This is a genomic window from Streptomyces sp. NPDC002643 (genome assembly GCF_053592555.1).
On the sequence record NZ_JBSFVY010000013.1, the window covers coordinates 254,453 to 276,517 of the forward strand.

General features: G+C 70.5%; 20 protein-coding genes and 1 pseudogene. 10 read left to right on the forward strand and 11 right to left on the reverse strand.

Going from position 1 to position 22,065, the window contains the following annotated elements:
- Positions 1 to 413: 413 nt before the first annotated feature.
- From ACWD4G_RS21695 to ACWD4G_RS21725, 7 genes are all read left to right on the forward strand, one after another.
- The gene (locus tag ACWD4G_RS21695) at positions 414 to 701 is read left to right on the forward strand and encodes a hypothetical protein (protein ID WP_451295766.1); all 288 of its coding nucleotides are present in this window, start codon (positions 414 to 416) and stop codon (positions 699 to 701) included.
- A 283-nt stretch (positions 702 to 984) separates the two neighbouring features.
- Positions 985 to 2,817 carry an alpha/beta fold hydrolase gene (locus ACWD4G_RS21700; RefSeq protein ID WP_451295768.1) on the forward strand — a complete coding sequence of 611 codons (1,833 nt, stop codon included), beginning with the start codon at positions 985 to 987 and terminating at the stop codon, positions 2,815 to 2,817.
- A complete protein-coding gene (locus ACWD4G_RS21705; RefSeq protein WP_451295770.1) occupies positions 2,814 to 3,461 on the forward strand; it encodes a hypothetical protein in 648 nt (215 codons plus the stop codon). The genes ACWD4G_RS21700 and ACWD4G_RS21705 overlap by 4 nt, the downstream gene beginning before the upstream one ends.
- 2 nt (positions 3,462 to 3,463) lie before the next feature.
- Complete coding sequence (locus ACWD4G_RS21710; protein ID WP_451295772.1) at positions 3,464 to 3,589, forward strand: hypothetical protein; 126 nt, start codon at positions 3,464 to 3,466, stop codon at positions 3,587 to 3,589.
- Positions 3,586 to 5,421 (forward strand): ABC transporter ATP-binding protein, encoded by a 1,836-nt coding sequence (locus tag ACWD4G_RS21715; RefSeq protein ID WP_451295774.1) that lies wholly within the window; start codon positions 3,586 to 3,588, stop codon positions 5,419 to 5,421. The genes ACWD4G_RS21710 and ACWD4G_RS21715 overlap by 4 nt, the downstream gene beginning before the upstream one ends.
- A gap of 71 nt (positions 5,422 to 5,492) precedes the next feature.
- On the forward strand, positions 5,493 to 5,684 hold the full coding sequence (locus tag ACWD4G_RS21720) for a hypothetical protein (RefSeq protein WP_451295776.1): 192 nt from the start codon (positions 5,493 to 5,495) through the stop codon (positions 5,682 to 5,684).
- Positions 5,681 to 6,526 (forward strand): class I SAM-dependent methyltransferase, encoded by an 846-nt coding sequence (locus ACWD4G_RS21725; RefSeq protein WP_451295778.1) that lies wholly within the window; start codon positions 5,681 to 5,683, stop codon positions 6,524 to 6,526. The genes ACWD4G_RS21720 and ACWD4G_RS21725 overlap by 4 nt, the downstream gene beginning before the upstream one ends.
- 20 nt (positions 6,527 to 6,546) lie before the next feature.
- On the opposite strand, the gene icmF is transcribed toward ACWD4G_RS21725, so the two are convergent.
- From icmF to ACWD4G_RS21740, 3 genes are all read right to left on the reverse strand, one after another.
- Positions 6,547 to 9,804, reverse strand: a complete 3,258-nt coding sequence (gene icmF, locus ACWD4G_RS21730) for a fused isobutyryl-CoA mutase/GTPase IcmF (protein WP_451295780.1) — start codon at positions 9,802 to 9,804, stop codon at positions 6,547 to 6,549.
- A gap of 267 nt (positions 9,805 to 10,071) precedes the next feature.
- Positions 10,072 to 11,262: an acyl-CoA dehydrogenase family protein gene (locus tag ACWD4G_RS21735; RefSeq protein WP_451295782.1), complete on the reverse strand. Its 1,191-nt coding sequence runs from the start codon at positions 11,260 to 11,262 to the stop codon at positions 10,072 to 10,074.
- 159 nt (positions 11,263 to 11,421) lie between these two features.
- Positions 11,422 to 11,790: a ferredoxin gene (locus ACWD4G_RS21740; protein WP_451295827.1), complete on the reverse strand. Its 369-nt coding sequence runs from the start codon at positions 11,788 to 11,790 to the stop codon at positions 11,422 to 11,424.
- 113 nt (positions 11,791 to 11,903) lie between these two features.
- Between ACWD4G_RS21740 and ACWD4G_RS21745 the strand changes: the two genes are divergently transcribed.
- On the forward strand, positions 11,904 to 12,266 hold the full coding sequence (locus ACWD4G_RS21745; RefSeq protein WP_451295784.1) for a DUF6479 family protein: 363 nt from the start codon (positions 11,904 to 11,906) through the stop codon (positions 12,264 to 12,266).
- Positions 12,267 to 12,279: 13 nt separating this feature from the next.
- On the opposite strand, the gene ACWD4G_RS21750 is transcribed toward ACWD4G_RS21745, so the two are convergent.
- From ACWD4G_RS21750 to ACWD4G_RS21760, 3 genes and pseudogenes are all read right to left on the reverse strand, one after another.
- Positions 12,280 to 13,485, reverse strand: coding sequence for a 4-hydroxybenzoate 3-monooxygenase (locus tag ACWD4G_RS21750; RefSeq protein WP_451295786.1), 1,206 nt, complete (start codon positions 13,483 to 13,485; stop codon positions 12,280 to 12,282).
- 246 nt (positions 13,486 to 13,731) lie between these two features.
- Entirely contained in the window at positions 13,732 to 14,919 is a 1,188-nt protein-coding gene (locus ACWD4G_RS21755) for an MFS transporter (protein WP_451295788.1), read from the reverse strand.
- 235 nt (positions 14,920 to 15,154) lie between these two features.
- A pseudogene (locus ACWD4G_RS21760) lies at positions 15,155 to 15,322 on the reverse strand (ABC transporter substrate-binding protein); the annotation flags it as partial.
- Between the two features lie 22 nt (positions 15,323 to 15,344).
- Here ACWD4G_RS21760 and ACWD4G_RS21765 point away from each other — a divergent pair.
- On the forward strand, positions 15,345 to 16,511 hold the full coding sequence (locus ACWD4G_RS21765; RefSeq protein ID WP_451295829.1) for a multidrug effflux MFS transporter: 1,167 nt from the start codon (positions 15,345 to 15,347) through the stop codon (positions 16,509 to 16,511).
- Here ACWD4G_RS21765 and ACWD4G_RS21770 read toward each other — a convergent pair.
- Positions 16,465 to 16,824 carry an ArsR/SmtB family transcription factor gene (locus tag ACWD4G_RS21770; protein WP_451295790.1) on the reverse strand — a complete coding sequence of 120 codons (360 nt, stop codon included), beginning with the start codon at positions 16,822 to 16,824 and terminating at the stop codon, positions 16,465 to 16,467. The genes ACWD4G_RS21765 and ACWD4G_RS21770 overlap by 47 nt on opposite strands.
- A gap of 74 nt (positions 16,825 to 16,898) precedes the next feature.
- Between ACWD4G_RS21770 and ACWD4G_RS21775 the strand changes: the two genes are divergently transcribed.
- Positions 16,899 to 18,260, forward strand: coding sequence for an MFS transporter (locus ACWD4G_RS21775; RefSeq protein ID WP_451295792.1), 1,362 nt, complete (start codon positions 16,899 to 16,901; stop codon positions 18,258 to 18,260).
- 28 nt (positions 18,261 to 18,288) lie between these two features.
- Here the strand turns inward: ACWD4G_RS21775 and urtE are convergent, their stop codons facing one another.
- The 4 genes from urtE to urtB are packed head-to-tail and all read right to left on the reverse strand — an operon-like array spanning position 18,289 to position 21,794.
- Positions 18,289 to 18,981 (reverse strand): urea ABC transporter ATP-binding subunit UrtE, encoded by a 693-nt coding sequence (urtE, locus tag ACWD4G_RS21780; protein ID WP_451295794.1) that lies wholly within the window; start codon positions 18,979 to 18,981, stop codon positions 18,289 to 18,291.
- A 4-nt stretch (positions 18,982 to 18,985) separates the two neighbouring features.
- Positions 18,986 to 19,789, reverse strand: a complete 804-nt coding sequence (gene urtD / locus ACWD4G_RS21785) for an urea ABC transporter ATP-binding protein UrtD (protein WP_451295796.1) — start codon at positions 19,787 to 19,789, stop codon at positions 18,986 to 18,988.
- Positions 19,786 to 20,913, reverse strand: coding sequence for an urea ABC transporter permease subunit UrtC (urtC, locus tag ACWD4G_RS21790; protein ID WP_451295798.1), 1,128 nt, complete (start codon positions 20,911 to 20,913; stop codon positions 19,786 to 19,788). The genes urtD and urtC overlap by 4 nt, the downstream gene beginning before the upstream one ends.
- The gene (gene urtB / locus ACWD4G_RS21795; protein ID WP_451295800.1) at positions 20,910 to 21,794 is read right to left on the reverse strand and encodes an urea ABC transporter permease subunit UrtB; all 885 of its coding nucleotides are present in this window, start codon (positions 21,792 to 21,794) and stop codon (positions 20,910 to 20,912) included. The genes urtC and urtB overlap by 4 nt, the downstream gene beginning before the upstream one ends.
- Positions 21,795 to 22,065 lie beyond the last annotated feature (271 nt).

Consider the following 22,065-nt stretch of genomic DNA (forward strand, 5'->3'; position numbering starts at 1 on the left):
GACAGGGATTGAGGCGTGGGCCGAGGCGCGGTTCGAGGCACGGGCCGAAGCGTGAGTTAGGCAATTCTGCCCATCGCGCCGGGCGGGCCTCACCCTCTATTGTCGAAATCCCCAAGGCGCCGGGACGGCCTTCATACGTCCCACTCAGTGGTGAATCGGCTCGGACCGGGCCCAGGTGAGGGCCCGGTCCAACCACCTCCCCCACCACCTCCGCAGGACTTATTCGAATGGCCCGGACCTTGTGGTCCGGGCCTTTTTCGCGCCCTTCCGCACCCTCGACTGCCATGTGAAGCAGGTCACCCTGAGAGTCGGCAATTTTCTCGATGTGGGGTCCCTGTGAGTCCCCGTACTGTTCTTTCTCGAAGGGCACGGGAAAAGGAATTCCGAAGCCCTCGAAGGAAAGGGAAAAGCGAATGAGCAGCATCTCGAAGGCAATGGACCGCATGGACCTCCCCGTCGAGGGTGTCATCCTCGCGTCCGCTCGTCCCACCCTCGGTACCCCGCGTATCGGCCGTGTGGCGAACGCCAACAACGCCCTGAACGCGCTGGGTGGTCTGGCGGACCTGGCCCAGGCCGCCGGTGGTGTGGCGCAGGTGGTCGGCGCGGCCAGCGCGGTGGAGGCCAACCAGGCCGCGGCCGACGCCAACCAGGCCGTCGCCAACGCCGCCAACGCCCAGGCCGCGGCCGCGGGCGGCGTCTGATCCGCTCCGGGCGGTCCGGCCTACTCCGGCCGCTCGGGGGTTGATCGAGAAAGCGCATGAAAAAAGCTGCCGGGCCAGAGGTGAGTTCTGGCCCGGCAGCACGCTGCGAATGCTTCGAACGCTTCGACGTACAAAGCTTCTGCCAGAGGCTACCACGAAAGAGGGGCCCGTGAAATTCAGCGGAAAAATTCCTCCCGTGATTCCCGCGATTCCCGTGATTCCCAAGAAAATCACTTCTGCGGTGTTCGGTCCTGCTCCGGTCGCCCGGGATCGCGCCATCGGGATGTCCGAGCGGCTGGCCGCGGTGTCCAGCCTGCAGTCCTCCCTGGAGTATCTGATCCAGCGCAAGGACATCGAGAAGGGAGGCATGAACGACTGGGAGGTCTCCCGGCAGTACCTCGCGGGCGCCGGCCCCCTGACGCGCCGTCTGGTCGACAGTGTGAGCGGGGTGCGAACCACGACCGCGCTGCATGTCGCCCGTTCCGCCGTGGCCCTCGGCATGCTGCTGCCCGGCGACTCCCGCTGGCGGGGCGCCGGCAACCTCTTCCTCGGCGCCTCCTCCACTCTGCTCTCCCCCCGCCATCACTACGGCGGCGACGGCTCCGACCAGGTGGCCACGCTGGTGCAACTGGCCACCGGCGCCGCCCGTCTCGTCCCCTCACCGGCGGCCAAGGACGCGCTGGTCTGGTACGCCGCGCTGCAGGCCAACATGGCCTACGCGATCTCGGGCTGGGTCAAGCTGTTCGGCAAGCCCTGGCGTGACGCCACCGCGCTCGGCGGAGTGATGCGCACCCGTACCTACGGGCACGACGGCATGTTCAAGTGGACCCAGGAGCACCCGAGGACCGCCAAGGTGCTCACGCACAGCGTGCTGGCGCTGGAGTGCCTGTTCCCGCTCACCTACGCGCGGGGCGGCAAGCTGACCCGCGCGATGATCACGAGCGCCGCCGCCTTCCATGTGGCCAACGGCTACTTCATGGGCCTCGGCCGCTTCGTGACCGCCTTCCCCGCCTTCCACCCCCTGGTCGCCTACACCAGCGCCCCCAAGTCCCACCCCGCCGTCGCCGGACGTGACGACCGCGCGGTCAAGGTCGCGCTCGCCGCGCTCGCCGGCGGTACGGCCGCCGCCGCGGTGACCGCCGTACAGCGGAGACTGCGCACCACCGAGGGCTGGCACACCTCGCGGACGTTGACGACGCGGCACGGCAACCGGCTCCAGTACGAGGAGTACGCGCCGGGCGATCCCGAGCAGCCGGTGGTCGTGCTGGCCAGCGGGCTGCTGTCGACCAGCGAGCACTACGCCTGGATCGCCGAACGGCTGGCCTACGAGACGCGGTACGGCGTCGTCGCCTACGCCCGCGCCGGGTACGCCGGCAGCCGCCGGAAGGCCACGACCGCGTTCCGGCTCTCGGAGTCCGTCCACGATCTCGTCGACCTGGTCAACGGCGCCGTCGACCCCCGCCGCAAGGTGATCCTCGTCGGCCACTCCATCGGCGGTGAACTCGCCCGTCGCGCCGCCCACCAACTGGGCGACCGACTCCAGGGCATCGTCTACCTCGACTCCTCGCATCCCGGCCAGTTCGCGAGCGGAATGGGTGCGACCGACAAGGGCCTGGCCGGCCACTTCGCCTCCGTCAGCCGGGCACTGCGGCTGGGCACGGGCCTGCTGCTCACTCACCCGGCCTGGATCAACGAACTGCCGTTCGCCTACCGGAAGAAGGTCTTCGCGCAGTACGCGGACGCCCGGATGTGGGAGGCGGCCCGCCGTGAATGGAAGGCCGTACGGGCCGACTTCAAGGCGTTCAGGGGGGCGCTGGCCCCGATCGAGGGCGTGCCCGCGCTGGTGGTGTCCGCCCAGCGGACCGTGGACCGCAATCCCGAACAGCTGCTGCTGCACAAGGAGTTGGCGGAGGCGCATATGGGCACCCGGACCGAGACCGTGATCGTCGAGGGCGCCACCCATGAGTCGATGCTGATCAACAGCCGCTACGCGAGCCAGGTGACGGACCGCGTCATCGCGTTCTTCGCCGCCCCCGAACGCCCCGGGTCCGCCCCGCCCGCCGCGCCCTTCTCCCGTCCCGCCCGTCCCGTCCCCCGGAAGGAGGCCACGCGATGACCTCCCGTATGTCCCTGCCCCGGCTGCGGCTGAAGAACGTCCTCACCGGTGAGGGCGCCCCCTGGCGGATCGCCGGAGCCGCCGTGCTGCTGCTGACCCTCGCCGGCCAGCATCCCCACCACGACTTCGGCCGGGTCCGCTCCCGCGACCACTTCTCCCTGCTGCCGAACTGGCGGTTCTTCGCCCCGCATCCGGCGATGTTCGACTACCACTTCCTGTATCGCACGGTGGCGGCCGACGGCTCGACCTCGACCTGGCGTGACGTCAGCGGTATCGAGGACCGCAAGCCGCTGCACCTGGTGTGGTTCCCGACCCGGCGTGCCGACAAGTCCGTCTTCGACGCCTGTCAGGAGATCCTGCCGCGCCTCGACCAGGGCTTCGCCGCAGCCGCGCACACCCCCGGCTACCGCCTGATCACCGAGCATGTCCGCACCCGTATCGCGGCCGAGGAGGCGGCGGTCGACGACGTCCGGGGCTTCCAGTTCGCCCTGGCCTCCGGCACCGGATACGACATGCGGCAGGGCCCCCGGCTGATGTTCGTCTCCCCGTTCGTGCCACTCGATCCGCACGCCCCGGGCACCCCGCTCACCCCCGTCGCCACCGCCCCCGCCCCCGCCCCCGCCACGACCGAAGTGAAGGCCTGACCATGAGCCTGTCCAACCCCTTCTTCATCAGCGGCCTCGCGCTCGTCGGCGTCGGCCTGATCCGGGCGGCCTTCCTGTACGTCCAGGTCGCCAAGGAACGCAAGCAGGAGGGGAGTGACGCCGAATGAGCCCCGCCGGCGCACGGTCCGAGAGCAGGCCGCGGGCCGTGCACCGGGCGGTTCCCCAACTCCATCTGCATCTGCTGTGGGGCAAGGGCGCCAAGCCCTGGCAGGCACTCGGCCGGCACCGCGGGCTGATCATGCTCGGCATCCTGCTGGGCCTGCTGGGCGCCGCCGCCTCCCTGGCCCAGCCCGCGGTCATCGGCGCGCTGGTGGCCTCCGTGGAGCAGCAGCAGCCGGTGACCCGCCCCATCTTGATCGCCGCGGCCCTGTTCCTCGCCGACGCGATCCTCGGCGCCCTCCATTCGTACGTCATCGGACTGGCCGGCGAGAACATCGTCTACGACATCCGCAGCACCCTGGCCTCCCGGCTGCTGCGCTCCCGGTTCCGGGCGTACAGCGGCTGGAAGCAGGGCGATGTGTTCGCCCGGATGGTCAGCGACACCCTGCTGGCCCGCACCACCATGACCCACGCGATCGACAGCATCATCCAGAACGGATTCCTGGTCATCGGCGGTATCGCGCTGATGGCGTGGGTCGACGAGATACTGCTGCTCGCCACGGTCGGCTGTCTCGGTGTCACCAGCGTGATCTCGCTGTGGCTGGCGCGCGGGGTGCGGAAGGTGTCGATCACCAACCAGACCGACACCGGCAACTTCGGCTCCGCGCTGATGCGGGTGCTCGGGGCGATGCCGACGGTGAAGGCGTCCCGCGCCGAGGCCCGTGAGGCGGAGGGCATCGCGGACATCGCCAAGCAGGCCCGCAAGTCGGGTATCAAGGTGACGGTCCTGTCGTCGCTGCTCGACCCGACCATGAGCATCGGCACCCAGCTCGCCCTGACCGTGGTCATCGCGCTGGGCGCGGCCCGCTCCGCGACCGGTGAGATGAGCGCCGCCGACCTCACGGCGTTCATCCTCTACCTCTTCTATCTGGTGGCCCCGCTGCTGACGTTGTTCACGTCCATCGCCCAGTTCCAGGTGGGCCGGGCGTCGATCGACCGGCTCGCGGAGCTGGGCATGATCGAGGTGGAGGGCGACCGGCGCACGGAACCCCCGGCGGACAGCAGGCGCGGCCCCCGGATGACCAAGGTCGAGTACAACGGCGGTCTCGTCTTCGACCAGGTGGCGTTCGCCTACCCGGGCACCGACAAGACCGTCCTCGACGGGGTGTCGTTCTCGGTGCCCGCCACCGGGCTCACCGCCGTCGTCGGCCCGTCCGGCGCCGGCAAGAGCACGGTCTTCCAGCTCATCGAGCGGCTCTTCGACCCGGTCTCCGGTGCGATCCGCATCGACGGCACGGACATCACCGATCTGCCGCTCAACAAGCTGCGGTCCATCGTCGGTTACGTCGACCAGGACCACACCCTGCTGCGGGGCACCGTACGGGAGAACCTCACCTACAGCGCCCCGGACGCCGGTGACAAGGACATCGCCGAGGCGCTGCGCATGGCCAACCTCACCGATGTGATCGCCGCGCTGCCGCACGGCCTCGACACCGAACTCGGCGACCGCGGCGCCGGACTGTCGGGCGGTCAGCGCCAACGCCTCGCCATCGCCCGTACGTTGCTGCAGGCGCCCCGGTTCCTGCTGCTGGACGAGGCGACCGCCAACCTCGACAGCGAGTCGGAGGGCGCGCTGCGCGACAGCATCGCCATGATCTCCGACTTCTGCTCGGTGATCGCCATCGCCCACCGGCTGTCCACGGTCACCGAGGCCCGCCAGATCGTCGTCCTCGAACAGGGCCGCGTCCACGCCGTCGGCACCCATGACGAACTCCACCGCCACAGCGACCTCTACCGCCGCCTCGCCCGGCTCCAGGAACTCAGCGACGTGGCGTCCTGAGCCACGGAAGGACAGGGCGGCACCCCCGAGAAAACCCCGACAGGAGAAAGACATCCCGACAGGAGTGACCCATGAACGACTTCCTGCTCATCCCATCCGTGGTAGCCCTCGGCATCGTCGGCTTCCTCATCACCACCCGGGCCGTCAGCACCCCCGCCGTCATCGGCGTCGCCCTCGTGGTGCTGCTCGGTGCCTGCTCCCAGGCCAGAAGCACGACCCACGCGAGGAACACCCCCACCAAGAAGCGGAGGCAACACCCATGAGCACGACCACGACGACCCGCTCGTCCGCGTCGACTGCCACGTCGACGCCCACGGCATCCCGCACCTCCGGCGCCACGTCGAGCGGCATCATCGACGACATCGGCTACGGCCGGCAGTTCGACGGCTGGTACCACCGTCTCTTCCCCGACGACGCGTCCGTCGTCGCCGAGGTCGACCGCCTCGCCTCCCTCCACCCCGACCCGGCCCTCGGCACCGTCGAGTTCGGCGTCGGCACCGGACGGATCGCGCTCCCCCTGTCCCGCCGCGTCGGCGCGATCACCGGAGTCGACTCCTCCCCCGAGATGCTCGGCGTACTGCGCCGCGACCTCACCGACGACACCCCCGTCGAGCCCGTCCACGGCGACATCTGCGCCTACACCGCCGACCGCACCGTGGGCCTCGTGTACTGCGTCTGCGCCACCCTCTCCATGCTGCTCACCCCCGAGGAACAGCAGCTGGCGGTGCGCCGCGCGGCCGAACTCCTGGCCCCCGGCGGCAGGCTCGTCATCGAGACCCACAACAAGCAGGCCATTCTCGATCTGCACGAGGGCCGTGTCCGCGCCACCTACTTCACCCCGTACCCGGAGCCCGGCACCGGACTGCAGAGCCACTCCCAGCTGCTGCCCGAGTCGCTGTGGCATCTCGCCCATGTCTGGTACGAGTCCGACGGCACGACCCGGGTCGGCACCGAGGTGTCCCGGCTGACCTCCCCGGAGGAGATGGACGTCTACGCCCGCGCCGCCGGCCTCGTACCGGAGGACCGCTACGGCGACTGGCCCGTCGAAGGGGAGCTGTACACCGCCGAGTCACCCCTGGCGATCTGCACCTACGTCAAGCCGTAGCGTCAGACGTGGCCGTGGCGTCAGACGTTACGGCGGTACTGGCCGCCCACCTCGAAGAAGGCGTCGGTGATCTGCTGGAGCGAGCAGACGCGGGCGGCGTCCATGAGGACGGCGAAGACGTTGTGGCCCGCCATCGCCGCCTCCTTGAGGGCGGCGATGGCGGTGTGCGCCTCGTCGCGGTGGTCGGTCTGGTAGGTGCGGACGCGCTCCAGCTGGGACTGCTTCTCCTGTTCGGTGGCGCGGGCGAGTTCGACGGTGCCCGGTTCCGTGGTGTCGGCGTGGGGGTTGCGGAAGGTGTTGACGCCGATGAGGGGCAGGGTGCCGTCGTGCTTGCGCTGCTCGTAGAGCATCGACTCGTCCTGGATACGGCCGCGTTGGTAGCCGGTCTCCATGGCGCCGAGCACGCCTCCGCGCTCGCTGATCCGCTCGAACTCCTGGAGGACGGCTTCCTCCACGAGGTCGGTGAGTTCGTCGATGATGAACGAGCCCTGGATGGGGTTCTCGTTCATCGCGAGGCCCCATTCCCGGTTGATGATCAGCTGGATGGCCAGGGCGCGGCGTACGGAGTCCTCGGTGGGGGTGGTGACGGCCTCGTCGTAGGCGTTGGTGTGCAGGCTGTTGCAGTTGTCGTAGATGGCGATGAGGGCCTGGAGGGTGGTGCGGATGTCGTTGAAGTCCATCTCCTGGGCGTGCAGGGAGCGTCCGGAGGTCTGGACGTGGTACTTCAGCTTCTGGGAGCGCTCGTTCGCCCCGTACTTCTCCTTCATGGTGACGGCCCAGATACGGCGGGCGACGCGGCCGAGGACCGAGTACTCGGGGTCCATGCCGTTGGAGAAGAAGAACGACAGGTTGGGGGCGAAGTCGTCGATGTGCATACCGCGGGCGAGGTAGGCCTCGACGTAGGTGAAGCCGTTGGCGAGGGTGAAGGCGAGCTGGCTGATGGGGTTCGCCCCGGCTTCGGCGATGTGGTAGCCGGAGATGGACACCGAGTAGAAGTTGCGGACCCTGTGCTCGATGAACCACTCCTGGATGTCGGCCATCATCCGCAGGCTGAACTCGGTGGAGAACAGGCAGGTGTTCTGGCCCTGGTCCTCCTTGAGGATGTCGGCCTGGACGGTGCCGCGTACGTTCGCCAGGGCGCGGGCGCGCAGCTCCTCCGCTTCCTCCGGCTTCGGGTCCCGGCCCTGCGCGGCCCGGAAGGTATCGATCTGCTGGTCGATCGCGGTGTTGAGGAAGAACGCGAGGATCGTCGGCGCGGGTCCGTTGATCGTCATGGAGACCGAGGTGGTGGGGGCGACCAGGTCGAAGCCGTCGTAGAGGGCCTTCATGTCGTCGAGGGTGGCGATCGAGACGCCGGAGGTGCCGACCTTGCCGTAGATGTCGGGGCGTTCGTCGGGGTCGCGGCCGTAGAGGGTGACGGAGTCGAAGGCGGTGGACAGGCGGGTGGCGGGCTGGCCCTCGGAGAGCAGCTTGAAGCGGCGGTTGGTGCGGAACGGGTCGCCCTCGCCGGCGAACATCCGGGCCGGGTCCTCGCCGTCGCGTTTGAAGGGGAAGACTCCGGCGGTGAAGGGGAAGTGGCCGGGCAGGTTCTCCCGGCGCCAGAAGCGGACCAGTTCACCGTGGTCGGTGAAGCGGGGCAGGGCGACGCGCGGGATGCGGTTGCCGGAGAGCGACTCGCGGGTCAGCGTGGTGCGGATCTCCTTGTCCCGTACCTTCACCACCTGCTCGTCGCCGGAGTAGGAGGCGACGACGGCGGGCCACTTCTCGATCTGCTCGCCGATCTCGTGCGGGAGGTGCCTGCGGGCGCCTTCGAGCAGCGACTCCACGTTCCCGGCGTCGGTCCCGGCCTCGGCCAGCTCGCCCTTGACCAGCTCCAGGCGCTGCACCCGGCGGGCGGCCTCCGCCAGCCGGTCGGTGTCCGAGTGGTAGGCGCGGACGGTGTCGGTGATCTCGGCGAGATAGCGCACCCGGTCGGCGGGGACGACCTGGCGGATGCCGGAGGAGTGGCGTACGTCGACGGGTGCGAGGTCGCCGTCGGACAGTTCCAGCCCCTGCCCGGCGAGGGCGGACTTCAGATGCTGGTAGAGGGCGGTGACGCCGTCGTCGTTGAAGGTGGCGGCGGAGGTGCCGTACACGGGCATGTCCTCGGGGCGCTTGCCGAACGCCTCGCGGTTGCGGACCAGTTGACGGCCGACGTCACGCAGGGCGTCCTTGGCGCCGCGCCGCTCGAACTTGTTGATCGCCACGACATCGGCGAAGTCGAGCATGTCGATCTTCTCCAGTTGTGACGCGGCGCCGAACTCCGGGGTCATCACATACAGCGAGGTGTCGACGAACGGCACGATCGCCGCGTCGCCCTGCCCGATGCCGGGCGTCTCCACGATCACCAGGTCGAACCCGGCCGCCTTGACGACATCGATCACCTCGGACAGATGCTCGGGCAGCTCCCGGCTGCCGCGCGTGGCGAGACTGCGGAAGAACACCCTGTTCCCGTCGAGGGAGTTCATCCGGATGCGGTCGCCGAGCAGCGCGCCGCCACCGCGTCGCCGGGTCGGGTCGACGGCGACCACCGCGATCCTCTGGGGGCACCTCCCAGCGGTAGCTGGGGGATTGTCCTGCTGGTCGACGCGGAAACGGCGTACGAGTTCGTCGGTGAGGGAGGACTTGCCGGAGCCGCCGGTGCCGGTGATGCCGAGCACCGGCACCCGCCGGGTCGCCGCCGAGGTGCGCAGCTTCTCCAGGAAGTCCGGTTCGAGCCTGCCCAGTTCGGCGCCGGTGATGGCGCGGGCGATGGCGAACCGGTCGCCCGCGAGGACGGCGGCGGCATCGGCGGGCTTGCCGTCCCAGAGGTCGAAGTCGCAGTCCTTGACCACCGAGTTGACCATCCCGGCCAGCCCCATCCGCTGGCCGTCCTCCGGGGAGAAGATCGTCACCCCGCTCGCGCGCAGCCGGGCGATCTCCTCGGGCACGATGACCCCGCCCCCGCCGCCCACCACCCGGACATGATCCGCGCCCTGTGCGCGCAGCGACTCGACCAGGTATTCGAAGTACTCCACATGTCCGCCCTGGTACGACGAGACGGCGACACCGTGCGCGTCCTCCTCCAGCGCGGCGTCCACGACCTCCTGGACCGAGCGGTTGTGCCCGAGGTGGATCACCTCGGCGCCCTGGGACTGGAAGATCCGCCGCATGATGTTGATCGACGCGTCATGTCCGTCGAACAGGGCCGAGGCGGTGACCAGGCGGACCGGGTTCGCGGGGCGGTGGAGATCGTTCATGGGTGCCCTCCTGGACAGGTCGAGGATCGCTCACCATAGAAATACTAGGACGTCCTAGTATTTCGGTGAAACGACACCCCGCCGTGGCACATCTCGCATGCTGGATCGATAGTAGGTCGTCCTACTATCTGCCACCGAGCCCTCACCCGCAAGGGGAGCACCTCCCGGAAGCGGGGAGCGCCCCAAAGGGGCGCGGGGAACTGCGCGACCAGCCACGACGAGCCCGCACCCGGACGACACCCCATCCCGGCCCACCCAGCGGAGCGCCTAGCGGCGGACCCGGGGCATACCGAGGCCGATCCAGGAGATGATCTCGCGCTGGATCTCGTTGTTGCCGCCGCCGAAGGTGAAGATGACGGCGGAGCGGTAGCCGCGTTCGAGTTCGCCGTGGAGGGCAGCGCCCGCTGAGCCTTCCTTCAGCGCGCCCGCGGTGGCGACGATCTCCATCAGCCAGGCGTATGCGTCGCGGCGGGCCTCGGAGCCGTAGACCTTGACGGCGGAGGCGTCCTGCGGGGTGAGGGTGCCGTCCTGGACGGCGCTGACCATGCGCCAGTTGAGCAGTTTCAGGGCGTCCAGCTTGGTGTGGGTCTGAGCGAGGCGGCGGCGCACCCAGGGCAGGTCGATGACGCGGCGGCCGTCTGCGAGCTTGGTGTCCATGGCCCAGCGCTGGACGTTGTGCAGGGAGCGGATGGCCATGGTGCCGTGGGCGGCGAGGGTGACGCGTTCATGGTTGAGCTGGTTGGTGATCAGCCGCCAGCCCTTGTTCTCCTCGCCCACCCGGCGGGAGACGGGGACCCGGATGTCCTCGTAGTAGCTGGCCGTGGTGTCGTGCGAGGCGAGGGTGCGGATCAGGGTGCAGGAGTAGCCGGGGTCCGTCGTCGGGACGAGAAGCATGGTGATGCCCTTGTGGGGCGGGGCGTCGGGGTCGGTGCGGGTGGCCAGCCACACCCAGTCCGCGGTGTCGCCGTTGGTCGTCCAGATCTTCTGGCCGTTGACCGTGTAGTGGCCGGTGGCCTCGTCGCCATCCCTGACCGCGCAGGTCTTGAGGGAGGCCAGGTCCGTGCCCGCGTCGGGCTCGCTGTAGCCGATCGCGAAGTCGATCTCGCCGGAGAGGATGCGCGGGAGGAAGTACGCCTTCTGCTCCTCGGTGCCGAACTGCATGATCGTGGGGCCGACCGTGTTGAGCGCCATCAGGGGCAGCGGGACGCCCGCCTGGGCGGCCTCGTCGAAGAAGATGAACTGCTCGATGGCGGTGAGGCCCCGTCCGCCGTACTCCTTGGGCCAGCCCACGCCCAGCCAGCCGTCCGCGCCGAGACGGCGGACGGTCTCGCGGTAGAACCGCTTCTGGGTCGCCGGGTCGAAGTGGCGGCCGTGGGCATTCGCCGGGATCAACTCGGCGAAGTAGGCGCGCAGTTCGGTGCGCAGCCGGTGCTGTTCGGGCGTGTATTCGAGGTGCACGGCGCCTCCAGGCTCCCCAGGACCGACCTGACGGCGCACACGCTAGAACGTGTTCCAGTAATTGGGAACAGACGGGAGCGACCCGGTCCGGACGAGCCCGGCACCGTCCTCGGTCGCGCCCCGGGCCTCGGCTGGGCGGCGGTCATACCGTTCGGGCGTTCAGCCGAGCGTGGCCAGGAAGTCCGTGCAGGCCCGGGCGCAGTCGCGGCACGCCTTGGCGCCCTCTTCGGCCCCGGACCGACCGTCGAAGACATGGGCGCACTCCAGACAGATGGCGCGGCACCACTCCACCTGGACGCGTATGCCGGCCTCGTCGAGTCGGGGCTCCTCCGCGAGCACTCGGCAGGTGGCGTCGCACACCTCCGCGCACATGATGGCCCTGCGCCGCATCTGCTCCTGGCTCTCGGGGCCGTCCGGGTCGGCGAGGCTCGCGCGCAGGGCGCACGCCCGCGCACACTCCGTGCACGCCTGCGCACACGCGAAGCGGTCTTCGAGGAAGCGGATCAGTTCCTGCCGGGATGTCGTCATCGAGGTCACCACGGCCGGGTAGCCGCAGCGGAACCGGTCAAACGCGGCCGGAAGCGGATGCGGCGGTTCCGCCGGGGCCGGTTCGTACGGCATCTGGAGGGTATTCGTCCTCTATGAACATGGAATGGACTGAAATAGCCGCAGAGCGCAGTGTGCTGGCCGGGCTCGCGCCCTTCCTGGGTGGCCTCATCCTCGTCGGCATGCTGGCCGGAGCCCTCTGGCTGGGCGCCCGGGTACGTGCCCGTGAGCCGCGTCGTCCGCTTCCCGAGGAGCAGCCCAAGCTGCCGGAGGGCGGACCGGTCCGCGAGGAGCGGGAGAACCGTGAGCCGGACGAGATCCCCGAGAGTGATCTCCGGCTGCTGCCCTACGAGGTCCATGGAAACCTGGGTTCCCGGCCGAGTGGGAAGAAGGAGCGGCCCCGCTGGAGCCGGGGCCATACCGGTTCCTTCGGCGGCGGTGGGCTGGGCGCCCACTGAAGCCCCGCTCCGGTCAGCCCTCCGCGTCGAGTGGCAACCCCGTGTAGTTCTCCGCGAGTTCGGCCGCCGCGTGCCGTGATGTGGCGACGCGGTCCAGTTGGGAGAGCTGGAGCTTGGTCTCGAACGGGGGCTGCCGCGGGTCGGCGTGCAGGGTCGTGGTCATGAAGTAGGAGAAGTGCTCGGCCCGCCACACCCGGCGCAGACAGGTGTCGGAGTAGGTCTCCAGCAGCTCGGTCGAGCCGGTCTCCTTCCACCGCGCGAAGGCACGGGCCAGCACGATGACGTCGGTGGCGGCGAGGTTGAGCCCCTTGGCGCCGGTCGGCGGCACGATGTGGGCGGCGTCGCCGGCCAGGAAGAGCCGGCCGTAGCGCATCGGCTCGGTGACATGGCTGCGCATCGGCAGCACGGCCTTGGCGGTGACGGTGCCCCGCTTGAGCCGCCAGTCGGGGTCGGCGGTCAGGGCGAAGCGGGCGTCCAGCTCGTCCCAGATCCGCTCGTCGGACCAGTCGGCCGGGTCGGTGCCGTTCGGGACCTGGAGGTAGAGGCGGCTCACCGACGGCGACCGCATGCTCGCCAGCGCGAAACCCCGGTCGGAGTGGGCGTAGATCAGCTCGTCGTAGACGGGCGGGGCGTCGGCGAGGATGCCCAGCCAGGAGTACGGGTACGTCCGCTCGTACGTCGTGCGCACCCCGTCCGGAACGGCGTCGCGGGCCACCCCGTGGAAGCCGTCGCAGCCGACCACGTAGTCGCAGGTCAGGGTCTGCTCGCGGCCCTCGTGGGTGTAGCGGATCACCGGACGGTCCCCCTCTTGAATAAGTGCGGTGGCACCCTCGACCGCGTGCACCTCGGCCTCGAAGAGCAGGGGGCCGCCCTCGCTGAGCTGGAGGGCGATGAGGTCCTTGACGACCTCGGTCTGGGCGTAGACCCACACCCGGCGTCCGCCGGTCAGCCCGGGGAAGTCGATCCGGTGGGCGCGGCCGTCGAAGCGCAGTTCGATGCCGTCGTGGGGCATGCCCTCGCGGTCGAGCCGCTCCCCCGCGCCCGCCGAGCGCAGCACGTCGACGGTGGCCTGCTCCAGGATTCCGGCACGCTGACGCCGCTCGACATACGCGCGATCCTTGCGTTCCAGAACCACACTGTCGATGCCCGCGTTGTGCAGCAGTCGGGCCAGCAGCAGCCCCGCCGGGCCGCCGCCGATGATGCCGACAGTGGTGTGCATGAGTACTCCCTCGTCGTTGAGGACGAGCCGCCTCCCGACCCCCGGGCACCGGCATTGTTCGTCAGGTGAACTTCACTTCACTATGTTCTGGGAGTGAGTCTGCGCCCGGGTCCGCCCGCCTGTCAACGGTCACACCTCGAACGGGGTCAGTCCGGGTGGTGGAAGCGCGGTCTCGGGTGCGTCAGGAAGTGGTGGTGGGGAGGTGCTGGTGCCGGACGAGTCGGTGAGCGAGGGCATTCACTGGCTTCAGCGGGTACGCGGATGTGGGGGTCGCAGGGTCGCGAGGGTGGTGAGGGCGGCTGTGCCGCCGCCTATGAGCACCGGTGCGGCGGGCCCGGACCATGCGCTGCCCACCGCGGCGGTCACCCCGGCGGCGACCGCGCCGGCCTTGGAGAAGAACTCCAGGGAGCCGAACATCCCGCCGGGCGCACGGCCCCGGGCGCACTCGGCGGCCAGCACGGACAGCCCGACCATGCCGAGGGTGAGGCCCGCGCCGAGCAGCAGTCGTACGGCGACGAGTGCGGGCAGGGTGGCGGCGACACCGTGTCCGGCGAGACTGAGGGCGATCAACGCGAAGCCGAGGGCGATGCCGAGTCGGGGGCGGGTACGGATCGCGCGGTGCACGGCCATCGCCGAGACCAGGTAGCAGAGGTGGGGCAGGGCGAACAGCAGACCGGAGAGGGCGGCGGAGGCGTCCGGGAGGCGCTCTTCGACGAGCGATATCAGGTAGGGGAAGGAGATCACCGTGGAGAACACGAACGCGAACTCCAGTGCGTAGAGGCGCCGCAGGGCCGATGCCGGGGCCATGTCGCCCGCCTCCGTCTCCTCGCCCGACTCGGCTCTCGCGGTGACGCCCGGCTCGGGCAGGGCGGCCAGGAGGAGGGCCGCGGTGAGCGGGAGGAGGGCGAGGAGGGCGTACTGACGGTGCGGGGACATCCATGGTGACAGCGCACCGACGACGATGGGCGCGAAGACGAGCGCCGCGCGTGCGCTGCCCTGCATCAGGGTGAGCGCCTTGGACAGGTGGGCGCCTTCGAGGGCGGCGCCGAGGTAGCCGTTGGAGGCCGCGAAGGTACCGCCGAGGATGCCCTGGAGCACCAGCGCCACGGTGAACATGGTGAGCGAGTCCGCCCACCCGGCGATCAGGAAGGAGACGGCGAGGCCCAACTGGGCGCGCAGCAGCAGCCGTTTTCGCCCGAACCGGTCGGCGAGCCGCCCCCACAGCGGGGCCGCGATGGCACTGAACACCGTCGGTACGACATACAGCACACCGGCCCAGCGGGCGGTACGGTCGCCGAGGCCCGGCAGTATCTCCGTGAAGTACGGCGGCAGGCCCAGCGCGGCGAACGACGCCACGAAGTAGCAGGCGGCCACGGCGTGCACCTGGCGTGGCCCGAACGCCGGGCGCGCCATCGGAAGCGTCTCGCCGGTCATGCCGAACCTCCCGCCCGCAAAAGATCGTTGGGGCCGGAAGTGTAGTGCTTGTTGATGTCGGCGACGCACGAGCGCTCCTTGCTGAGCGGGGTCCCGGCGGTCACGTGCAGGACCCTGCCCTCAAAGCGGGGCTCGCGGTCGGTCACCGCCTCCGGCAGCCGCTGCTGGGGGGCGGGGCGGGCCGCTCTCGCGGTGGGCCCGCCCCGGGTTCCTCAGGTGGTGACTGCGCCGGTCACTACTCGGGCAGTTCGACGCCGGTGGCCTCGGCGACGTCGGCGAGCATCTCCTCGGCGGCCTGGACACCGATGCCGGACATCCAGGTCTCGTCCGGGACCTCGAAGACCTTGCCGTTCTTGACGGCGGGCAGGTCCTTCCAGACGGGGTTGGAGGTGACCTGCTTCTTCTATCTGTCGGCCTTTCCCCGGATGATCGACGACCTCAGCACCGGAGTCAGCGGCGTTCAGCTCACGCTGACGGCCTTCATGGTCGGGCTGGCCACCGGCCAACTGGTCATCGGCCCGCTGTCCGACCGCTGGGGACGACGGCGGCCCATGCTGGCGGGCACCTCGGTGAGCGCGCTCGCCGCACTGCTCTGCGCCCTGGCCCCCTCCGTCGAACTCCTCACCGCCGCCCGCTTCCTCCAGGGCTTCGGCGGAGCCGCCGGGATCGTCATCGCCCGAGCGGTGATCACCGACCGGTCGGCCGGGGCGGGGGCTTCGGGGAGCGGGGCCGCGCGGGCCTTCGGGATTCTCGTGATCACCGGCGGAGTGGCGCCCGTCGTCGCCCCGCTGATCGGCGGGGTCGTACTCGACACCGCCGGCTGGCGCGGGATCTTCCTCACCCTGACCGCGCTGGCGGTACTGACCGTCCTGGCCGTCGTCGTCCGCGTACCGGAGTCCCTTCCACCTCGGCTCCGCCACAACGGCGGCTTCTCGACGACCTTCCGATCGATGGGCGGGCTGTTCACCGACCGCCACTATGTCGGACACGCGCTGGCGTACGGCTTCGGATTCGGCGTCCTCTACGCGTATCTCTCGGCGTCACCCTTCGTGTACCAGCACCTCTACGGCCTCTCCACCGGCACCTACACCGTGGCGCTCGCGGTGAACGCGTTCCCCTTCACCTCCACCGGCGCCGTCAACCGCAGGATCGTCGGCCGGTTCGGCCCCCGGGTCCTGTTGCGCGTCGGACTCACCTCGATGCTGGTCTGCTGCGCCGTGCTGAGCGCGGCGGCCACGGCCGGGCGGCCTCCGTTCGTCGCGACGGTCGTCCTGCTGTACCTCACCACGTCCTCACTCGGCCTGGTCGCCGCCAACGCCACGGCCCTCGCCACCGCCCGCGCCCCGCACGCGGCGGGCAGTGCCTCGGCGCTGCTGGGTGCGCTGCAGTTCGGTCTGGCGGCTGTCGTCGCGCCCCTGGTGGGGCTCGGCGGCGAGGGGACGGCACTGCCGATGGCGGCGACCATGACCGCGTCGGCCGGGGTGGCGTGGCTGGGCGGTGTGCTCCTCACGGCCGCTCCCCCCGCGCCTCGCGCGGTCGACGGCGTCAGTCGTGCGGCGCCTGTCCGCTCACCCGGTGGTCGGCGTGGCTGAGCGCCTCCACGACCAGTCGGCGCAGATGGCCGTCGCTGAGGCGGTAGTGGATGTGGCGGCCCTCGCGGCGGGTCTCGACGAGCCCGGCCAGGCGCAGCTTGGCGAGGTGCTGGCTGACCGCCGTACGGGACGCCTCGCACCGCTCGGCCAGTGAGCCCACATCGGACTCGCCCTGCGCCAGGAGCCAGAGCAGATGCAGCCGGGTGACGTCGGAGAGCATCGCGAACACTCCGGTCGCCTCCGTGAGCCGCGCGCTGTCGGGGGCGCACAGATGCGCACCGGCTGCAGGTGACACGGCACGGCGTTCAGGCATGGGTCCAGGGTAGAGCCACATATCACCGAACCATCATGTGCGCATCTGCGCACATGATGGTTACACTCGTTCGTATGCTCGCCGTTCTGCGTCACCGCGCCTATCGGCACCTGTTCGCCGCCCAGGTCATCGCCCTGATCGGCACCGGGCTCGCGACCGTCGCCCTCGGGCTGCTGGCGTACGACCTCGCGGGCCCGGAGGCCGGTTCGGTGCTCGGTACCGCGCTGGCGATCAAGATGGTGGCGTATGTGACGGTGGCCCCGGCGGTCGGCGCGGTCGCCGACCGGCTGCCTCGGCGGGCGCTGATGGTGTCGGCGGATCTGACGCGTGCCGGGGTGGCGGTGTTCCTGCCGTTCGTCGACCACGTCTGGCAGGTGTACGTGCTGGTGTTCCTCCTCCAGTCGGCCTCCGCCGTGTTCACGCCCACGTTCCAGGCGGTCATCCCCGATGTCCTGCCGGAGGAGCGCGCGTACACGCGGGCGTTGTCGCTGTCGCGGCTCGCGTACGACCTGGAGAGCCTGTTCTCCCCCGCGCTGGCCGCCGCGTTGTTGTCGGTCATGGGCTACAACTGGCTGTTCTCCGGCACGGTGTTCGGTTTCCTGGCCTCGGCCGCGCTGGTGGTGTCCACCGCCCTGCCCGAGCGCCCCACCTCCACCGCACCCCGCACCGGCCGCCGCACCCTCGCGGGCTCCCGGCTCTTCCTCGCGGTCCCCCGACTGCGGGCCCTGCTCGCCCTCAACCTCGCGGTCGCGGCGGCGAGCGCGATGGTGACCGTCAACTCCGTGGTCTACGTCCGCGATGTGCTCGGCATGTCGGAGGGCGCCGTAGCGCTGGCGCTCGGCGCGTACGGGGCCGGGTCGATGGTGGTGGCCCTGGTACTGCCGCGTCTGCTGGACAAGGTGCCGGACCGGGCGGTGATGCTGCCGGGCGCGCTGTCGCTGGCCGTCGTCTTCGCCGGGCTCGGGGGTGTCACGGCGGCGCCGGGCGGGAGTTGGCGGCTTCCCGCGCTGCTCGGGCTGTGGGCGGCGTTCGGTGCCGCCTGCTCGGCGGTGCTCACCCCGACCGGGCGGCTCATCCGGCGCTCGGTGCCGCCCGGGGAGCGTACGGCCGCGTTCGCCGCGCAGTTCTCCCTCTCGCACGGCTGCTGGCTGCTGACGTATCCGCTGGCGGGCTGGCTCGGGGCGGAGGCCGGACTCGACTGGGCGGTGCTCGCGCTGGGTTCGCTCGCACTGGGCGCGGCGGTGCTCGCCGTTCGGCTGTGGCGGCCCACGCACGCCTCCTCCCGTGTGCGCCCCGCATCCCATGCGGCCGGCGCGTCCCACGTGCACAGCGACCTGCCCGTCGGCCACCCTCACCTCGTGGGCGCCCTGCGCGTACCGACGGGCTGGCGGCACAGCCATGGCCCGCTGCCGGACGGGCCGCACGCGTCGTCATAGGACCACGGATGGCCTGTGGGCGGTCGCGTCAGACGCTCAGTGCCGCCCGTACCGTCTGTTCGGCTCCCGTCCCGCCCTCCCCCGACGACGTGACCCGGCCCGCCTCCAGGACGTAGTACCGCTCGGCGGCACGCATGGCGAAACCCACGTGCTGTTCGACGAGGAGGACGGAGAGGCCGCCCCGGCGGGTGAGGGCGAGGATCGTCTCCTCTATCTCGGCGACCACCGACGGCTGGATGCCTTCGGTCGGTTCGTCGAGGAGCAGGAGCTTGGGGCGGGTGATGAGGGCGCGGGCGAGGGCGAGTTGCTGGCGCTGGCCGCCGGAGAGGAGACCGGCGCGGCGGCCGGAGAGTTCGCGCAGGACGGGGAAGAGGTCGAGGGCTTCCGCGATGGCCTGTCTGCCGTCGGGGCGGCCGTCGGCGACGAGTTGGAGGTTCTCGGCCATGGTGAGGTGCGGGAAGGACTGCTGGCCCTGGGGGACGTAGGCCATACCCTTGGCGACGCGTTGGTGCGGGGCGAGGTGGGTGATGTCCTCGCCGTCCAGCAGGACGGTGCCGCTCCTGGGCCTGAGCAGGCCCATGGCGGCACGCAGGAGGGTGCTCTTCCCGGCGCCGTTGTGGCCGAGGACGGTGGCGACGCCGTCCTTCGGGACGGTGAGGGTGACGCCGTGGAGCACGGTCGTGCGGTCGTAGCCGGCGTGGACGGAGTTCAGCTCCAGCATGGGGTCACGCCTCCTGGGTCGAGGGGACGGGGGCGGAGGCCGACTCGGCGTCCGGCTCCGCGGTGGGCTCCGGGTCGGAGGCGCGGCCGAGGTAGACCTCCTGGACCTTGGCGTCGGCCTGGACCTCGGCGACGGTGCCCTCGCTGAGGACCTTGCCGGCGTGCAGGACGGTGACGCTGCGGGCGAAGGAGCGCATGAAGTCCATGTCGTGTTCGATGACGACGACGGTGTGGTCCTCGCTGATGCGTCGCAGGAGGTGGCCGGTGGCCTCGCGCTCGTCGTGGCTCATTCCGGCCACCGGTTCGTCGAGGAGCAGCAGCCTGACGTTCTGCACGAGCAGCATGCCGATCTCCAGCCACTGCTTCTGGCCATGGGCCAGCACGCCCGCCGGGCGGTCGCGCAGCTCGGTCAGGCCGGTGGTCTCCAGGGCCCGTACGACCTCCTCGGGGACGCCCTTGCGGCGGCGCAGCATCGCCCACGGGCTCCGGCCCGCGCCGGCGGCGATGTCGAGGTTCTGCAGGACGGTCAGTTCCTCGAAGACCGTGGCCGTCTGGAAGGTGCGGCCGATGCCCATGCGGGCGATTCTGTGCACGGGTCTGCCGATGAGTTCGTCGCCGCCGAAGCGGACCGAACCGGTTGCCTTGACCAGGCCGGTGACCGCGTCGACGAGGGTGGTCTTCCCGGCGCCGTTCGGCCCGATGAGGAAGCGCAGATCACCGGGACGGATGTCCAGGTCGACACCGTCGACGGCCTTGAACCCGTCGAAGGTCACCCGCAGATCGCGGACGCTCAGTCCCTCGCCGTTCATGCTGTGCCTCCGGTGGGGGTGGTGGGAGTACGGCGTCTGCGCACGACGGTCGCCAGCGAGGCCAGGCCGCCCGGCAGGAAGCCGACCGCGACGACGAACAGCAGGCCCTGGAGGTAGGTCCAGGCGGCGGGGAACGCGTCGGAGAGGGTGCTCTGCGCCCAGGCGACCGCGATCGCGCCGAGCACCGCGCCGACGAGCGAGGCGCGGCCTCCGACGGCGGCGCCGATGACGAAGCCGATGGACGGGACGATGCCGATCAGCGCCGGGGAGATGATGCCGACGGCCGGGACGAAGAGGGCCCCGGCGAGGCCTGCCATGCCCGCGGCGACGACGTAGGCGACGAGCTTGACGTTGGCGGGGTCGTAGCCGAGGAAGCGGACGCGTTCCTCGGAGTCCCGTACGGCGACGAGGAGTTCGCCATAGCGGCTGACGAAGAGTTGGCGGGCGGCGGCCATCAGCGACAGCAGCGCGACGGCGATGATGAAGTACACGGTCCGTTGGTTGACCGGGTCGTTCAGGTCGTAGCCGAAGAAGCCCTGGATGTCGGTGAGGCCGTTGGTGCCGCCGGTGGTGGCCTGTTGGCCGACCAGCCAGATGGCGAGGGCCGCCGCGAGCGCTTGGCTGAGGATGGCGAAGTAGGCGCCCTTCACCCGGCGGCGGAAGACGAAGAAGCCGAGGAGAGCGGCGACCGCCATGGGCAGCAGTACGGTCATGGCGAGGGCGAACGCCGGGTTGGCGAAGGGTTCCCACCACCAGGGCAGGGTGTCGCCGGTGCCGTACAGCTGCATGAAGTCGGGCAGGGTCTGGCCGGTGGCGGCGGCGTCGGCGAGCTTGAGGTGCATGGCCATGGCGTAGCCGCCGAGGCCGAAGAAGACGCCCTGGCCGAGGACGAGGAGTCCGCCGCGGCCCCAGGCGAGACTGACGCCGACCGCGACGATCGCGTAACACAGGTATTTGGCCAGCAGGTTGAGGCGGAAGTCGGAGAGGGCGAGTGGGGCGACGCCGAGGAGGAGGACGGCGCCGAGCAGGAAGGCGCCGGGGAGGCGGAGGCGGTCGTAGAGGGAGGCGGTCGGCTTCGCGGGGGCGGCCTCGGGCGTGGTCGGGGAGGTCGTGGTGGTCGTCATGCCAGGCTCCGGGTGCGCAGTGTGTACAGGCCCTGGGGTCGCCACTGGAGGAAGGCGACGATCGCCACGAGGACGACGACCTTGGCGACGCTGACGGTCGTCGAGTACTCCAGTACGGACTGGAGGACGCCGAGCGCGAAGGCGGTGATGACGCTGCCCTTGAGCTGGGCGACTCCGCCGACGACCACGACGAGGAAGGCGTCGACGATGTAGTTGGTGCCCATCGTCGGGCCGATCGGGCCGACCAGAGTGAGCGCGACCCCGGCCACACCGGCGAGGCCCGAGCCGATGAAGAAGGTCATCCGGTCGACGCGGGCGGTGGCGATGCCCGACACCTCGGCGAGGTCGCGGTTCTGCACGACGGCGCGGATACGGCGGCCGAGGGGGGTCAGCCGCAGGATCAGGGTGAGGCCGAGCACGCACAGCAGGGCGAGGCCGAGGATGAACAGCCTGTTGTTGGCGAGGGTGACGCCGCCGATCTCGATGTTGCCGGTGAGGAGGTCCGGGGCGCGGGTCTGGACGTTGGGGGCGCCGAAGATGTCACGGGCGAGTTGCTGGAGCATCAGGGAGACGCCCCAGGTGACCAGCAGGGTGTCGAGCGGGCGGGTGTAGAGGCGGCGGATGAGCAGCCACTCCAGCAGGGCGCCCATCGCCCCGGCGACGAGGAAGGCGACGGGGAGGGCGACGAGGAGGGAGATTCCGGCGCCGCTGATGGATTTCTGCAGGACGTAGGTGGTGTAGGCGCCGGCCATGATGAACTCGCCGTGCGCCATGTTGATCACGCCCATCTGCCCGAAGGTCAGGGTGAGGCCGAGGGCGATGAGGAGGAGGACGGCGCCGATACTGACGCCGGTGAAGGACTGATTGAGGACGACCGTCATGTGCGGCTCCGGGTGGGGACGGGGGGCGGTGCGGTGCGGTGTGGTGCGTGCGGGAGGAGAGCGGGTGCGTGGGGGTTCGCCGGGGCGTTCCTCGCCCCCGCCGCCCCTACCCGTCCCATCCCCAGGGGCGGCTGCCCCTTCGGCCCCGCCACGCGGGAGAGCTTGGTTGGCGGGGGTGTGTTCGGCGGGTGCGGGTGGTGTGTGGTTGCTCGCGCAGTTCCCCGCGCCCCTAAAAGGCGGGGCGCAGCCCCAAGCCTTCAGGGGCGCGGGG